Source organism: Lachnoanaerobaculum sanguinis (genome assembly GCF_033242365.1).
GTDB classification, from domain to species: domain Bacteria; phylum Bacillota; class Clostridia; order Lachnospirales; family Lachnospiraceae; genus Lachnoanaerobaculum; species Lachnoanaerobaculum sanguinis.
Genome location: NZ_BTHK01000001.1, coordinates 139,093 through 152,456 on the forward strand (window position 1 = coordinate 139,093; position 13,364 = coordinate 152,456).

The 13,364-nt window shown below is 36.2% G+C and carries 18 protein-coding genes, 5 tRNA genes and 1 riboswitch; of the genes, 7 read left to right on the forward strand and 16 right to left on the reverse strand.

Going from position 1 to position 13,364, the window contains the following annotated elements; translation table 11 throughout:
- The 3 genes from SBH76_RS00640 to ung form a co-directional block, all read right to left on the reverse strand.
- Entirely contained in the window at positions 1-1,725 is a 1,725-nt protein-coding gene (locus SBH76_RS00640; RefSeq protein WP_317976418.1) for an ABC transporter ATP-binding protein, read from the reverse strand.
- A 115-nt stretch (positions 1,726-1,840) separates the two neighbouring features.
- Complete coding sequence (locus SBH76_RS00645) at positions 1,841-2,674, reverse strand: undecaprenyl-diphosphate phosphatase (protein WP_317976497.1); 834 nt, start codon at positions 2,672-2,674, stop codon at positions 1,841-1,843.
- A 24-nt stretch (positions 2,675-2,698) separates the two neighbouring features.
- Positions 2,699-3,376 (reverse strand): uracil-DNA glycosylase, encoded by a 678-nt coding sequence (gene ung, locus SBH76_RS00650; RefSeq protein WP_317976419.1) that lies wholly within the window; start codon positions 3,374-3,376, stop codon positions 2,699-2,701.
- A 244-nt stretch (positions 3,377-3,620) separates the two neighbouring features.
- Between ung and SBH76_RS00655 the strand changes: the two genes are divergently transcribed.
- Positions 3,621-4,472, forward strand: a complete 852-nt coding sequence (locus SBH76_RS00655) for a Rossmann-like domain-containing protein (protein ID WP_317976420.1) — start codon at positions 3,621-3,623, stop codon at positions 4,470-4,472.
- A 46-nt stretch (positions 4,473-4,518) separates the two neighbouring features.
- Here SBH76_RS00655 and SBH76_RS00660 read toward each other — a convergent pair whose 3' ends face one another.
- Genes SBH76_RS00660 through SBH76_RS00675 form a run of 4 tightly spaced genes read right to left on the reverse strand, consistent with a single transcriptional unit; the run spans position 4,519 to position 7,308 of the window.
- A complete protein-coding gene (locus SBH76_RS00660; RefSeq protein WP_317976421.1) occupies positions 4,519-5,280 on the reverse strand; it encodes an ABC transporter ATP-binding protein in 762 nt (253 codons plus the stop codon).
- A complete protein-coding gene (locus SBH76_RS00665; protein ID WP_007592280.1) occupies positions 5,261-6,265 on the reverse strand; it encodes an ABC transporter substrate-binding protein in 1,005 nt (334 codons plus the stop codon). Before SBH76_RS00665 ends, SBH76_RS00660 begins: the two co-directional genes overlap by 20 nt.
- Entirely contained in the window at positions 6,249-7,013 is a 765-nt protein-coding gene (locus SBH76_RS00670) for an ABC transporter permease (protein ID WP_317976422.1), read from the reverse strand. Before SBH76_RS00670 ends, SBH76_RS00665 begins: the two co-directional genes overlap by 17 nt.
- Complete coding sequence (locus SBH76_RS00675; protein ID WP_317976423.1) at positions 7,003-7,308, reverse strand: thiamine-binding protein; 306 nt, start codon at positions 7,306-7,308, stop codon at positions 7,003-7,005. Before SBH76_RS00675 ends, SBH76_RS00670 begins: the two co-directional genes overlap by 11 nt.
- Before the next feature lie 25 nt (positions 7,309-7,333).
- Positions 7,334-7,433: riboswitch (TPP riboswitch) on the reverse strand.
- A gap of 112 nt (positions 7,434-7,545) precedes the next feature.
- On the opposite strand from SBH76_RS00675, the gene SBH76_RS00680 reads away from it, so the two are divergent.
- From SBH76_RS00680 to SBH76_RS00700, 5 genes are all read left to right on the forward strand, one after another.
- A tRNA-Trp gene (locus tag SBH76_RS00680) sits at positions 7,546-7,616 on the forward strand.
- 10 nt (positions 7,617-7,626) lie between these two features.
- Positions 7,627-7,700 (forward strand) — tRNA-Pro (locus tag SBH76_RS00685).
- Between the two features lie 7 nt (positions 7,701-7,707).
- Positions 7,708-7,779, forward strand: a tRNA-Glu gene (locus SBH76_RS00690).
- Positions 7,780-7,804: 25 nt separating this feature from the next.
- Positions 7,805-7,876, forward strand: a tRNA-Glu gene (locus SBH76_RS00695).
- 39 nt (positions 7,877-7,915) lie between these two features.
- Positions 7,916-7,988: transfer RNA gene (locus SBH76_RS00700), tRNA-Thr, on the forward strand.
- Positions 7,989-8,015: 27 nt separating this feature from the next.
- Here SBH76_RS00700 and rsfS read toward each other — a convergent pair.
- The 9 genes from rsfS to SBH76_RS00745 all read right to left on the reverse strand — a co-directional run bounded on the left by rsfS (position 8,016) and on the right by SBH76_RS00745 (position 12,636).
- Entirely contained in the window at positions 8,016-8,354 is a 339-nt protein-coding gene (gene rsfS, locus SBH76_RS00705; RefSeq protein ID WP_007592288.1) for a ribosome silencing factor, read from the reverse strand.
- Positions 8,355-8,948, reverse strand: a complete 594-nt coding sequence (gene yqeK / locus SBH76_RS00710) for a bis(5'-nucleosyl)-tetraphosphatase (symmetrical) YqeK (protein WP_007592291.1) — start codon at positions 8,946-8,948, stop codon at positions 8,355-8,357.
- Positions 8,941-9,549, reverse strand: coding sequence for a nicotinate-nucleotide adenylyltransferase (gene nadD, locus SBH76_RS00715; protein ID WP_317976424.1), 609 nt, complete (start codon positions 9,547-9,549; stop codon positions 8,941-8,943). Before nadD ends, yqeK begins: the two co-directional genes overlap by 8 nt.
- Before the next feature lies 1 nt (position 9,550).
- On the reverse strand, positions 9,551-9,847 hold the full coding sequence (yhbY, locus tag SBH76_RS00720) for a ribosome assembly RNA-binding protein YhbY (RefSeq protein WP_009663480.1): 297 nt from the start codon (positions 9,845-9,847) through the stop codon (positions 9,551-9,553).
- Between the two features lie 11 nt (positions 9,848-9,858).
- Entirely contained in the window at positions 9,859-11,136 is a 1,278-nt protein-coding gene (obgE, locus tag SBH76_RS00725; protein WP_317976425.1) for a GTPase ObgE, read from the reverse strand.
- A 61-nt stretch (positions 11,137-11,197) separates the two neighbouring features.
- Entirely contained in the window at positions 11,198-11,488 is a 291-nt protein-coding gene (gene rpmA / locus SBH76_RS00730) for a 50S ribosomal protein L27 (RefSeq protein ID WP_007592297.1), read from the reverse strand.
- A complete protein-coding gene (locus SBH76_RS00735) occupies positions 11,489-11,806 on the reverse strand; it encodes a ribosomal-processing cysteine protease Prp (RefSeq protein WP_034213612.1) in 318 nt (105 codons plus the stop codon).
- A gap of 5 nt (positions 11,807-11,811) precedes the next feature.
- Positions 11,812-12,120: a 50S ribosomal protein L21 gene (gene rplU / locus SBH76_RS00740; protein WP_007592302.1), complete on the reverse strand. Its 309-nt coding sequence runs from the start codon at positions 12,118-12,120 to the stop codon at positions 11,812-11,814.
- Between the two features lie 108 nt (positions 12,121-12,228).
- A complete protein-coding gene (locus SBH76_RS00745) occupies positions 12,229-12,636 on the reverse strand; it encodes a GerW family sporulation protein (RefSeq protein ID WP_034213615.1) in 408 nt (135 codons plus the stop codon).
- Between the two features lie 246 nt (positions 12,637-12,882).
- On the opposite strand from SBH76_RS00745, the gene SBH76_RS00750 reads away from it, so the two are divergent.
- A complete protein-coding gene (locus SBH76_RS00750) occupies positions 12,883-13,350 on the forward strand; it encodes an RrF2 family transcriptional regulator (RefSeq protein ID WP_317976426.1) in 468 nt (155 codons plus the stop codon).
- Positions 13,351-13,364: the final 14 nt, after the last annotated feature.

A 13,364-nucleotide genomic window follows, 5' to 3' on the forward strand; every position in this document is an offset into this window, starting at 1 on the left:
TTAATCCTCCTCAGTCATTATCTGTGAACTGTATATTTCCTTGTAAATAGGATTATTCTCCAAAAGTTCATCATGAGTGCCTATTCCCACAATTTTTCCGTCATCCAGTACAATTATTCTGTCGGCACTTTTTATTGAGACTATTCTTTGGCTGACTATAAGAGTGGTAATATTTTCAATCTCTCTGATTGCTTTTCGAAGCCTTGAGTCTGTAGCATAGTCAAGCGCTGAAGATGAATCGTCAAGTATAAGTATTCCGGCTCTTTTCACAAGACTTCTTGCAATGGAAAGCCTCTGTTTTTGGCCTCCGGAAAAATTATTTCCATACATTGCAACCTCAGAATCAAGTTTACCTTCTTTGGAATTGATTACATCTGCAGCCTGAGCGATATCTGCGGCTTTATACAATTCTTCATCAGTTGCACTCTCATCTCCCCAAAGCAGATTGTTTCTTATATTTCCTCTAAACAGCCTTGACTTTTGCTCAACCAAAGCCACATTCTTTCTTATAGACTCTAAAGTGTATTCCTTTATATCTCTACCCGCAATTTTTATACTACCTCTGCTTATATCATAAAATCTTGGAATCAAATTTATAAGAGAGCTCTTTCCTGAACCTGTACCACCGATGATACCTATAGTTTCTCCCTTTCTTACTGAGAATGTTATATCTGAAATAGCCTCTTCTTTTGACTTGGGATATGCAAAACCCACATTTTCAAAAGTTATTATATCTCCTTCAAAATCATTTAAGACAAGCTCACTGTTGCCGCCTTTTATCCACGATTTAATATCAAATATTTCATTTATTCTCTTTGCACAGGCGCTGGCCTTTGCTAAAAGTATTATAAGATTTGCAAACTTTACAAGCTCAACAAGGATCTGTGACATGTAATTTATAAGAGCCACTACCTGACCGGTAGTAAGATTACCTATATTTACCTGTATTCCTCCTGCCTGAAGTATTGCTACTATTCCTAAGTTAACTACAACATATGTAAGAGGGTTTAAAAGTGCGGATATATTTCCTACTCTTACTTGATCTTTGTACAGATCCTCTGTAGCAGTATCATACTCACTTATTTCACTTTTTTCTTTTGAAAAGGCACGAATCACTCTGATACCTGTAAGATTTTCTCCTGTTTTTCCAAGTACCTTATCAAGTTTTCTTTGAACATTTCTATAGAGGCCTATACTCTTGGACATTATGAGCGCAACAATTATTGATAATATTAATATTACAACAAATGCAATAAATGACATCTTGGCATCTATATTAAAAGACATTATAAATGCACCTGCAACTATAAATGGTGATCTGAGGACCAGTCTGAAAAATCTGTTTACACCGTTTTGTACCTGGTCACTGTCATTTGTAATTCTTGTTACAAGAGTTTCTCTTCCAAGTATATCAGTCTCGGCATGTGAAAACTTTAAAATATGAGCAAACAAATCATCTCTAAGCTTTGTTCCGAATCCGGTTGCAGCCTTTGCACTGAAATACTGTGCAACTATTGCTGATGTAAGCCCTATTACAGCTAATGTCACAAGCAGGATACCCATCTTTATAATATAATTTGAATCTTTATTTCCAATACCTATATCAATAATCTTTGCTATAACAAGCGGTACCAAAAGTTCAAATGCCGCCTCCAAAAATTTAAATAATGGTGCAAGAACAGACTCTACTTTATAATCTTTTAAATATCTAACCAGTCTAAGCATAATCCTCCTATCTGTTTGCATACAATTTCTTTATGATAATGCTTTTTTAACAGATTGTCAAAGTAAAAGGCATATATTTATAATGAAAAACACATTATAAATATATGCCTGAAATTTATCCCATCAAAGATGATACAAAATACCATACAAGCACTACAAGTCCAAGACCGATTCTGTAGTAACCGAAGAATTTAAAATCATTTTTCTTTATCCAGTTCAATAAGAAACTTATAGAGAAAACGGATACCAAAAATGCAACAATCATTCCAAGTAAAAGATATACAACTTCCGCTGCAGTATAGTGGAAACCGAATTTAACCAATTTCAAAAGGCTTGCACCGAACATTATCGGTATGCTTAAGAAGAAAGAAAACTCAGCCGATACAGCTCTTGAAGCTCCTAAAATCATACCGCCTATAATAGTCGCACCTGACCTTGATGTTCCCGGTATAAGTGCAAGCACCTGAAAGAATCCGATAAATAAAGCTGTCTGATAATCTATTGCATGAACGCTTCTGATGCTGTCCACTCTCTTCTTATTGGAATTTTCTATCATTATAAATAAAATACCATATATAATCAATGCCATAGATACCACAAATCCGTTATAGAGATGTGCATCCAGCCAATCATCAATTAAAAATCCCAACATAGCGGCCGGCAAACATGCAATAATAATCTTCTTCCACAGTTCGATAGTAAGCCTTCTCATCTTTGAACTTTTACCCCTGCTAAACGGATTCAGCTTTTTAAAATATAAAACCACAACAGCCAAAATGGCACCAAGCTGTATAACCACCATAAACATTGATTTGAATTCTGTGCTTGCATTAAGTCTGATAAGCTCATCAATCAAAATCATATGACCTGTGGAACTTATAGGCAACCATTCCGTTATACCCTCTACAATACCGATAATTATGACCTTGAGTATCTCCAGTATATTCATACTAATCCTTTCCATATTTATCTTCTAAATATTCTCTATCTGCCAATCAATCGGCGATATATTATTTTTTACCAAAAATTCATTTGCTTTTGAAAAATGTTTACATCCGAAAAAACCTCTATATGCGGAAAGTGGACTTGGATGCACAGTCTTTAATACCAAATGCTTAGGATTATTTAACATCTTAGCTTTTGATATTGCAGCACTTCCCCATAACATAAACACAATAGGTCTGTCCGTCTCATTTATAATATTTATTATCGCATCTGTAAAATTCTCCCAGCCCTTTCCCTGATGTGAAAAGGCTTTATGAGCTCTTACTGTCAGTATGGTATTAAGTAAAAGCACGCCCTGTTCAGTCCATTTTAACAAATTTCCGTTATTAGGTATATATGTACCTACATCATCATGAAGCTCTTTATATATGTTTACAAGAGATGGCGGAATTTTCTTTTGGGACTTAGGTACTGAAAAAGATAAACCATGTGCCTGATTTTCTCCATGATAAGGGTCCTGTCCCAAAATCACAACTTTAATATTTGATAAAGGTGTAAGATGTAATGCCTCAAATATCTTATCTGCCGGCGGAAATACCGTATGTGTACTGTACTCCTCTTTTACAAATTCATACAAACTTCTGTAGTATGGTTTTTTAAACTCTCCGCTAAGTACTTCCTTCCACTCTCCGGTCAATTCACTCATATAGAATACCCCGATTACTTCGTTTTTTAAAGTATATAGTTTATTCTATCATAGCTAATTGTCCTATACAAGGTTTTAAATAATGTCAATTATGCTAATTTAATGTTAAACAAATAAAATTTATTAACTTCTATTAAGTTAGTCTTACATATTTACAAGCAATATACTTTGCCTTATAATTATTTTGCAGCAGTAAATTGTATACATTTTAATATTAATGTATTTGCTTTAATAAAGGAGATTTATGAAGGATATTAGAAGAATACTTGAGCTTAATCTTGCTCTGTATAAGAAATATGATATTCCCATAGCCAATTTGGAAGAATTTGTCTTCGGGTTTAAATGGGCAATGGCTATTGATAATAATAAAAAAATAAGTTTTGCACTCAGAATAGGTAATGAAAAGCCTATAGCTGAATATGAGTCTATAATAAGAGAGCTAATAGGCAAGCCTTTAGATCAATGTATTGTTGAACTTTTACTTAAAGAAGATGAAACACTTCGTAATATACTTGTAGTGCTAAGCAATTTGATGAGTAAGCCGTTAAATACCGTAGAGCTTCTAAAAGACAGAGGTATTGAGCGTAGCGAAGGTCTTAATTTTAAATATGATGTAAAGGATATGAAAGTAGGACTTATAGGATATGGTGTTTATATCAGATTTTTCCTTAACAAATGTAAGGAATTCCATGCATTTGATCTGCTTCCTGAAAAACAGATTCTAAGCTATCATATATCAAAGGACAGTACTGAAGTTTATCCTAAAAATATTTATTTCCACCTTGGAGAAGATGCTCTAAAGCACAAGGACGTGCTTAAGAATCTCGATATAATTATTATGTCAGGTTCCACTCTTGTAAATAACTCATACCTTGATATATTAAATGCCTGTACAAATGCAAAAATAAAAGGAATATACGGTCCAAGCAGTGAGCTTTCACCTGATTACCTTTTTGAAGCAGGTTATAATTATATTTTCAGTATGAATGCAAAAGACTCTAAGACATATCTTGACTGCTCATTTGCAGCTATTCCAAACTTTGAAACATTTGAAGTTATGGATCTTTATGAATTGAAAAAGATAAATCAAACCTGAAAACACCCCGGATAACTTAATATTCGGGGTGTTTTTATATCTATTTTTATGTATTACCGCTTTCAAGGCAACCTATTACAGACTTTTTATAGTCCAAAAACTCTTTTGTAAGCTTAAAAGAATTATCTCTTACCGAGGTTTCTATTTTTATCTCCGTTTTTATACCTCCGTCTCCAAGAATATAAATTCTGTCCGACAGAAGTATCGCTTCATCCACATCATGAGTTATAAATATGGTGGAAGTTTTATATTTTCTTCTCATATTCATATACCAGTCATGCATCTCATCCTTTGTAATGGCATCCAGCGCAGAAAATGGCTCATCAAGTAAAGAAACATCTTTTGAAAAAAGATATGTCCTTAAAAGCGCAATCCTTTGCCTCATACCTCCTGAGAGTTCTTTAGGATATTTTTTTGCATAGGCATCCAGCTTAAACTCTTTTAACATTTCATTTGCCTTTACCAATGCATTCGATTTCTTTTCCTTTTTTATCAAAAGAGGAAGTGCCACATTCTCTTCTATCGTCATATAAGGCAACAAAAGGTCTTTTTGAAATGAATAACTTATAATACCTGATTTACCTGTGATATCCTCTCCTCTATATATTACCTTTCCTGCGTCGGGCTTTAACAGTCCTGCTATTATATTAAATAAAGTACTCTTTCCGCTTCCGCTTACTCCAAGAAGTGAAACCAACTCATTATCTTTAAGTTCGATATCTACATTTGAAATAATCTGTCTTTCATCATATCCGAAGCTTACATTTCTTACTTCTAAAATAACCTCACTATTTTGTGATGAATTCATTATCAAGTCCCGCTCCCTCATCTATAGGGTTTTCTAAAAGGTTGTTCTCATTAAGCCATTTGTAAAATTCTCCCCATCTGTCGGCATCAATATATCCCCATGGTGTACCTTCGTCTATGTATTGAGCTGATAAATACTCCTGAGAAGCCATTGCAAGATTTTTATCTATCTCAGGTGCATACTTTAAGAGTATTTCCGCAGACTCCTTAGGATTTCCTGCAGCAAACTCGTATCCTTTTTTTGTAGCCTCAAGAAAGCTCTTAACTGTATCCTTATCATTTTTTATCATATCATCATTTGTAAAAATCACAGGTGTATAATAGTCAAATGTTGGATTTATATCTTTAAAAGCAAAATAATCAAATTCAAAACCTTTGACATTGGCTGCAATACCTGCCCATCCATAATATACCCAGATAGCGTCTACCTGTTTGCTGCTAAGTGCAGATACCTCATCTGTAACTGTTGAGGGTATAAGATTTACCTTGCTGAAATCTCCTCCGTCCTTTTCAACTACATTTTTTAACATAGCTTTTTCTATAGGCATATCCCATGTAGCATAATTTTTACCTTCAAGACCCTTAGGTGATGTAATTCCGTCATCTTTTCTTGACATTATTCCTGAAGTATTATGCTGTGTTATAGCTGCAACCGCCTTTATAGGAAGCGCATTGTCTCCTGAAAGCGCTCCTGCCATAGTATCCTGAAAGGATACTCCAAAGTTTGCCTTGCCGCTTGCAACAAGTACTTCCGCACCGTCCTCAGGCGGTTGAACTATTTCAAGCTCAATTCCTGCATCCTTATAGTATCCCTTTTCCATTGCAACATAAAATCCTGTATGATTTGTATTCGGCGTCCAATCAAGTACCAAAGTCAGCTTTTTACTGCCGGTTTCTGTATTCTTTTTACTCCCGCAGGCAGTACTTCCCAAAACCAAAGCACCGACACTTAATGCAACAAATAAATTCTTAATTACTTTTTTCATGTTTCTCCTCCCATGGCATGGATATCTTCTCCAAAATATCCACCGCCTTTAATAATAATAAACTAAGTATAGATATAATAATTATAACTGCAAACATCTTGTCAAAGGCATATGCCTTTCTAACCCTTGTCATATATACGCCAAGTCCTCTAAATCCACCAAGCCATTCAGATATTACACCTCCTACTACAGAGTATGAAGCTGAAATCTTCAATGCCGCAAAAAATTTCCCCATAGATGAAGGCAGCTTTATAAATTTATAAATATCAATTTCGCTTGCACCCATAGACTTTAAAAGGTTTATCTCATCTTTGTCCGTACTCTTAAAACTTTCAAGTACACCTATTGTAATAGGGAAAAAAGTCACAAGTACTATCAGTATAATTTTAGGCAAAAGATCATATCCGAACCATAATACCAAAAGCGGTGCAATTGCTATTGTAGGAATCGTTTGGCTGATAATAATAATCGGATAAAAGGTTTTATACAGTTTTGAAAATCTATCCATTAACAATGCAAATAAAAGTCCCAGTAGCACTCCTACTGTCAGTCCAAGCATACTTTCAAGCAGTGTATATAAAAGATGATACATGAGTAATAAAAAATCTTCTGCCAATGCACTTACTATCTGCACAGGTGAAGGCATAAGATATCCCGGTATTATTTGTAGGCTGCAAAGCATCTGCCAAATTAATAAAAATAAAACACCAAATCCGATCGGGTATATACTGTCTCTTTTATTTTTCATCTGTATGGTGCTTTGTCACCTTTCTGTCTATTGTAAGCAAGTCTCCGTCAGGTTTAAAGCTTACTTTAATATAAGCCATTACCCCCGGTGCACCTGCCCTTATCGCCACATGTTGACATTCCTTTACAATATCCATCAGTTCGTCATATTCGCCCTCAATTGTTGTTTCAAAAGGACCGACATAATATTTCAAACCTGTACTCTTTATATATGCTATTACCTCATCTACAATTCTTACTATTTCTTCATTGTCATATATTTCAGGTAATGTCTGTATAGCTACACTCGCATTCATATTTACCTCCAAAAAAAGACTGCTCTACGGCAGTCTTTTTCTTTCCTACGCCGGCATTACCCGGATCAGGTTATGGGTTAAGGTAAAAACCTCTCTCAGCCGTATTAGCACCCCTTCAAATATTTACTTTGATTATAATACGAATCCAAAAAAATTCAATCAAATTTTTTATAAAAAATAAAAACTTTTAGTTGACAGATTAGAGCTTAACTGGTATAGTATCAAAGTACCTTACAGAGGGGAATAGTTCAATGGTAGAGCAACGGTCTCCAAAACCGTAAATGGGGGTTCGAGCCCCTCTTCCCCTGCTTTAAATCTCGAGGTGTGGCTCAGTTTGGTGGAGTGCAGCGTTCGGGACGCTGAGGTCGCAAGTTCGAATCTTGTCACCTCGATTTATAAGGCCAATTGGTCAAGCGGCTAAGACGGCGCCCTCTCACGGCGCAAACCCGGGTTCGATTCCCGGATTGGTCATCAAAAAGTAAATATCCCGTTAAAGGGCCAATTGGTCAAGCGGCTAAGACGGCGCCCTCTCACGGCGCAAACCCGGGTTCGATTCCCGGATTGGTCATTAAAGGAAGAGTGAAGCTCTTCCTTTATTCATATATAGGCTTGTGTAGCACAGTTGGTAGTGCAACTCATTCGTAATGAGTAGGTCGTCGGTTCGAGTCCGATCGCGAGCTTAAAAAAGCTGCCTTTCGGCAGCTTTTTTACATCTCCACTTCTATTCCGTCTCTCCAGATTCTGTCAAGATCATAGAAAGCTCTGTCTTCTCTAAGAAAAATATGAACAACAATATCCCTATAGTCAAGTAACATCCAAGTTGCATTCTTATTTCCTTCTATAGCATGAGGAACAATTCCTTCTCTACCTAAAATAAAATCAATCTCATCAGATATAGCCTGAACCTGATTTACATTATTTGCACTGGCTATTATAAAATAATCCGCTACGGAACTTACTTTTGTTATATCAATAACCTTGATATCTTCGCCTTTTTTGTCATCAATTATATTATAAATCTTTTTTACAATTTCTTTTATTTCCATCTACACCTCTTCATCTCTCAATTCATATGTAAATTTATCTATATACATATCCTGACTGCTCAAATACTCAATAGTTGAATTTGCAATTCTTCCTATCGCTTTAGTTATATCCTCAAATGCAAGTTTTCTTATCTCATCAAGGCCCGGTAATTGTTTTCTGTTAGGTTCTATATAGTCTGCAACAAATACAATTTTTTCCAACATACTCATATCTTTTTTACCTGTTGTATGCCATCTTATAGCCGACAAGATATCTTTATCTTTAATATTGTAGTTTTTTCTTGCCAAGTAAGGTGCGTATATTGCATGAAGAATTTGAGGCGCTTTATCTGCCACCAATGCAACATAAGTTTTATCGGTATAAGGATCGTCAAATCCTTTCATATCCTCTTTGAGTTTTGAAACCTTCTCTCCTTTTGCAACATCATGCAAAATACCTGCAAGTTCCGCCTTTACAATATCCTCTCCATAGCGCATAGCCAAAGCGGCCGATGTATAAGCCACTCCAAGAGTATGCTCATATCTTTTTTTCGGCAATTTATCTTTCAAATCAGCCTTTATAAGGTCTATATTTTCTCGACTAAAATCAAACATATATTTTATTCTCTTCTATATATCTGCAAACACTCTCAGGAACATACTTTGTAATACTTTCTCCGCCTCCGGCCAATTCCCTTATCTGAGTTGAAGAAATATCAATATCCATAGTATCCAAAAAGTAAATACCTTTAATTTCATATTTACTTTTCAGATGCTCAAAATGATTTTTTAAGGTAAGATTTTCATTGCTGTAATCCCTTGATGCCACTATCAATTTTACTATCTTTAATATGATATCGGGATTTTTCCAGGTTTCTATCTCATAAAACGAATCCGCACCCATAATAAAGTAAAACTCATCGTCAATATACTTACTCTGAAGTTTTTCCAAAGTATTGAAAGTGTATGAATTACCTTCTAAAGTATTTTCAAAATCCGAACAATAAAGTCCGCCATGCCCCTGTATCGCCAATTCAATCATGGATTTTCTGATAGAGAATTCACTGATCTTTTTACCAAGCTTATGTGGCGGTGTCTTTGCGGGCATAAACCATACTTCATCAAGATTACACAACTCTTTTGCTTCCTCTGCCAGTATCAAATGTCCTAAATGTATCGGATCAAATGTACCGCCAAGAATACCGATTCTTTTCATATTACTTCGGAAGGTTTATCTTTCTGTTCTTAGGCTCATCAGCCTGTTTATAAAGTACTATCTTCTTTCCTATAACCTGCACAACCTCACTTCTTGTAAGCTTTGCAATTTCGGCTGCAATTATCTTAGGATCGTCGGCACAGTTTTTCAAAACAGATATCTTTATTAACTCTCTTGGCTCCATAGCCTCTGCAATAGCGGCAGCATTCTCCTCTGTAAGAGAAGCTTTACCTATTTGCATTATAGGGTCAAGGTTCATAGCCAGTCCCTTTAAATATGCTCTTTGTCTACTATTCATTTCTCTCCTATTTACTTATAATAGTCAAACTCATGGCCATACATACGAACAGTATTTCCATCAACTATTCCTGCCTCTTCCAGCTTTTCCAAAACACCTGAAGCCTTTAAGAATTTCTGGAAGAAATCAAATCCCTTCTCAGAATCAAGATTTGTATATCCAAGCATCTTTTCAATTCTTGGACCTTCTACCACAAATACTCCGTCCTCATCGATTTCAACTGTAAACGGAAGATTCTTATCACTTGAATAATCTACTTCAAATTCTTTCTCAAAAACTTTAACAGTTCTGTCGATTGTACTTAAAACATTTACAAGTTCATAAAGAAGCTCCTGTATACCTTTTCCGCTTACACCCGAAATAGGGAATACCTTAATGTCGGGAAAAGCCTCCTTTATTCTCTCTATTTGACTGTTCTCTTCATCATAGATTGCATCTATTTTATTTGCAGCAATAAGCTGTGGTCTTTCAAGCAGGCTCTCATCATAACTCTTAAGCTCATTCATGATGGTTTTTATATCCTCTACAGGATCTCTGCCTTCAGTAGAAGCCGCATCTACCACATGTACAAGTACCTTGGTTCTTTCAATATGTCTTAGGAAATCATGTCCAAGGCCTACACCTTCACTGGCACCCTCTATAAGTCCCGGAATATCCGCCATAACAAAACCGCCTGCTCCCTTGACATCCACCACTCCCAGATGAGGATCAAGTGTTGTAAAGTGATAATTAGCAATCTTAGGCTTTGCATTACTTACTCTGGAGAGCAGTGTTGACTTACCTACATTAGGGAATCCTACAAGACCTACATCAGCTATAACCTTCAGCTCCAAGAGAACAAACATCTCTTTTCCGGGCTGACCGGGCTTTGCAAACTTAGGTACCTGCATGGTAGCGGTGGCAAAATTCATATTTCCGAAACCGCCTTTACCGCCTCTAAGGATAACCTCTCTCTTATTTTCTCCGGACATATCGGCAATTACTTTGCCTGTTTCAAAGTCCTTTATTACCGTACCCTCAGGTACTTTAAGCGTCAGACTCTTGGCATCAGCACCATGGCATTTTCTCTTACCACCCGGCTCGCCGTCTCCCGCCACATATTTTCTCTTCATTCTAAAATCGGTGAGTGTATTCAGACCTTCATCCACTTCAAAAATGATATCTCCGCCTTTTCCACCGTCACCACCGTCAGGACCGCCGGCTGCCACAAAAAGCTCTCTTCTAAAGCTTACATGACCATCTCCGCCCTTACCCGATTTTATAAAAATTTTTGCACTGTCAGCAAACATAAATACCTCTTTGTATTAAAGAAGGCCTCATACATCTGTATGAAGCCTCCCGTCTCAACTCTTATTCAGCAATAGCTCTTGGGTAAACAGAAACCTGCTTTTTGTCTCTGCCCTTTCTTTCAAAACGAACTACACCGTCAACTGTAGCGAACAAAGTATCATCACCACCACGACCTACGTTAAGTCCCGGATGAATCTTTGTACCTCTCTGTCTGTATAGTATATTTCCAGCTAAAACAAACTGTCCGTCTGCTCTCTTAGCACCAAGTCTTTTTGACTCAGAGTCTCGACCGTTCTTTGTAGATCCAACTCCCTTTTTATGAGCGAAAAGCTGAAGGTTCATTTTTAACATTTACTTGACCTCCTGTAAATTAATCTTGATAAAATCTCCGTACTCTTCTCCTATATCCATAAGACCAAGAATACATGAATCCAGTAATAGTCCCGATTTTTCACTTCTATCATGCAAAACAAACGAAAAGAAGCCGTCATCAGAATCGACCGTAAAGTCGTCATCACAAAAATGTTCAATAGAATTTGCCAGATTCAGTGTAAGCACCGAAACCGCCGCACATACTATATCCTTGCCTTCTTCATCAAAGTTTGCATGTCCTGAAACTTTCAAACCGGTGTATTTGCCATCTTTAGCAAATGCAATAACGTCAATCATAAAGATTATGCATTAATCTTTTCAATCTTAACTTCTGTAAACTGCTGTCTGTGACCGTTCTTCTTGTGGTGACCTTTTTTAGGCTTGTACTTGTATACAATAACCTTCTTAGCCTTGCCTTCTTTAAGAACAGATGCACTAACACTTGCCCCTGTTACAGTAGGTGTTCCAACTTTAAGTTCTCCATCGTTTAGTGCAAGAACCTGATCGAATGTAACAGCCTCACCGTCTGCTTTTCCAAGTTTCTCTACTCTAATGATATCTCCTTCAGAAACCTTATACTGCTTACCACCTGTAGCAATAATTGCGTACATAAGGATACCTCCTATTATCATTACTCGCCAAAATTGGTGCCTGACACAGGCTTGAAACCAACATTGAGCGGCATACCTACTAAGTATACACCAAAAATATAGTGATTGTCAATCAATATATTTACTTTCACTTTCATTTAATATTGTCTCAGCCTGCTTTGTAGCATCCTTGTCTACATCAGACTTATTTGTAACCTTATTTATAAGCTCAGGAATCATATCAAGGATTTTAGTGAATGCATCCTGATTTTTTATATTCACAACCTTAGTTCTTCCATCTTGAATAATAAGCATTGCACTCGGTGTTATCTTGGCGCTCATTCCGCCGCCACCCTTTGACTTTGAGGTTTCTTCAAATGTACCCGTTGCCATTCCGCAACTTACATCCACCAATGGTATTATTGTAGTATCACCTACAACAATAGGTTCTCCCACTACAGTCTTTGTTGTAAGAAAAGTATTCATACCGTTAAATATAGCTTCGGCATTATCAAAAAATCGACTGTTCTTCTCCATCTTCGCCCTTTCTATCGTAAAACATAATATATGTAAATTAATAAGCTCTCTTAAAGTCTTCATTATACCACATATTTATAATAATATCACCATACTTAGTTTACATTTATTTCCATATTTGATATGATAGTATCAATTCCTAGTTATACACTAGGTATTAAATTAAATCAAGCTGATGATTTCGCTCAAACTCCAAAGGCTCTCAGCTGAAATAAATCATCAGATTACATAGAAAAGAGGAATCAAATGAAAATTTCTACTAGAGGTAGATATGCTTTAAAAATGATGGTCGAGTTTGCAATAAACTCCGATACACCCACAAAAATAAATCAGGTTTCCAAATCCTACGGAATTTCAGAAAAATACTTGGAGCAGATAGTTTCCATTCTTTCAAAGGCTAAGCTTGTAAAAAGTATTCGTGGCGCTCAAGGCGGATATTTACTCATCAAACCTGTAGAAGAATATACTGTTGGTGAAATACTGAGACTTACCGAAGGCTCACTCTCTCCGGTTGACTGTCTTGACGGCAACGGTTCTTGTGTCCATTCCGATTTCTGTGTGACACAGAATCTGTTTAAAAAAGTTGAAGATGCTATTAACAATGTAGTTGACAATATATCACTGCAAGACCTTGTTGATGATGAACTTGATATAAGAAAAAGAGAAAAAGAACTTGAGTTAAATGATAAAAACGGTTGCCATAAAATCACATAAAAGTGATATAAGGC

What these genes read in the sequence shown, in the direction of transcription:
- nadD (WP_317976424.1), bottom strand. Translation starts at nt 9,549, where the DNA reads ATGAAAAGAATCGGTATTCTTGGCGGTACATTTGATCCGATACATTTA.
- SBH76_RS00665 (WP_007592280.1), bottom strand. Translation starts at nt 6,265, where the DNA reads ATGAAAAAAGTAATTAAGAATTTATTTGTTGCATTAAGTGTCGGTGCT.
- SBH76_RS00660 (WP_317976421.1), bottom strand. Translation starts at nt 5,280, where the DNA reads ATGAATTCATCACAAAATAGTGAGGTTATTTTAGAAGTAAGAAATGTA.
- SBH76_RS00640 (WP_317976418.1), bottom strand. Translation starts at nt 1,725, where the DNA reads ATGCTTAGACTGGTTAGATATTTAAAAGATTATAAAGTAGAGTCTGTT.
- rpmA (WP_007592297.1), bottom strand. Translation starts at nt 11,488, where the DNA reads ATGTTAAAAATGAACCTTCAGCTTTTCGCTCATAAAAAGGGAGTTGGA.
- yhbY (WP_009663480.1), bottom strand. Translation starts at nt 9,847, where the DNA reads ATGAATAGTAGACAAAGAGCATATTTAAAGGGACTGGCTATGAACCTT.
- SBH76_RS00745 (WP_034213615.1), bottom strand. Translation starts at nt 12,636, where the DNA reads ATGGAGAAGAACAGTCGATTTTTTGATAATGCCGAAGCTATATTTAAC.
- ung (WP_317976419.1), bottom strand. Translation starts at nt 3,376, where the DNA reads ATGAGTGAATTGACCGGAGAGTGGAAGGAAGTACTTAGCGGAGAGTTT.
- SBH76_RS00750 (WP_317976426.1), top strand. Translation starts at nt 12,883, where the DNA reads ATGAAAATTTCTACTAGAGGTAGATATGCTTTAAAAATGATGGTCGAG.
- rplU (WP_007592302.1), bottom strand. Translation starts at nt 12,120, where the DNA reads ATGTACGCAATTATTGCTACAGGTGGTAAGCAGTATAAGGTTTCTGAA.
- SBH76_RS00645 (WP_317976497.1), bottom strand. Translation starts at nt 2,674, where the DNA reads ATGAATATACTGGAGATACTCAAGGTCATAATTATCGGTATTGTAGAG.
- yqeK (WP_007592291.1), bottom strand. Translation starts at nt 8,948, where the DNA reads ATGTTTGATTTTAGTCGAGAAAATATAGACCTTATAAAGGCTGATTTG.
- obgE (WP_317976425.1), bottom strand. Translation starts at nt 11,136, where the DNA reads ATGTTTGCTGACAGTGCAAAAATTTTTATAAAATCGGGTAAGGGCGGA.
- SBH76_RS00655 (WP_317976420.1), top strand. Translation starts at nt 3,621, where the DNA reads ATGAAGGATATTAGAAGAATACTTGAGCTTAATCTTGCTCTGTATAAG.
- SBH76_RS00675 (WP_317976423.1), bottom strand. Translation starts at nt 7,308, where the DNA reads ATGAATGCGAGTGTAGCTATACAGACATTACCTGAAATATATGACAAT.
- SBH76_RS00735 (WP_034213612.1), bottom strand. Translation starts at nt 11,806, where the DNA reads ATGATTGACGTTATTGCATTTGCTAAAGATGGCAAATACACCGGTTTG.
- rsfS (WP_007592288.1), bottom strand. Translation starts at nt 8,354, where the DNA reads ATGGAAATAAAAGAAATTGTAAAAAAGATTTATAATATAATTGATGAC.
- SBH76_RS00670 (WP_317976422.1), bottom strand. Translation starts at nt 7,013, where the DNA reads ATGAAAAATAAAAGAGACAGTATATACCCGATCGGATTTGGTGTTTTA.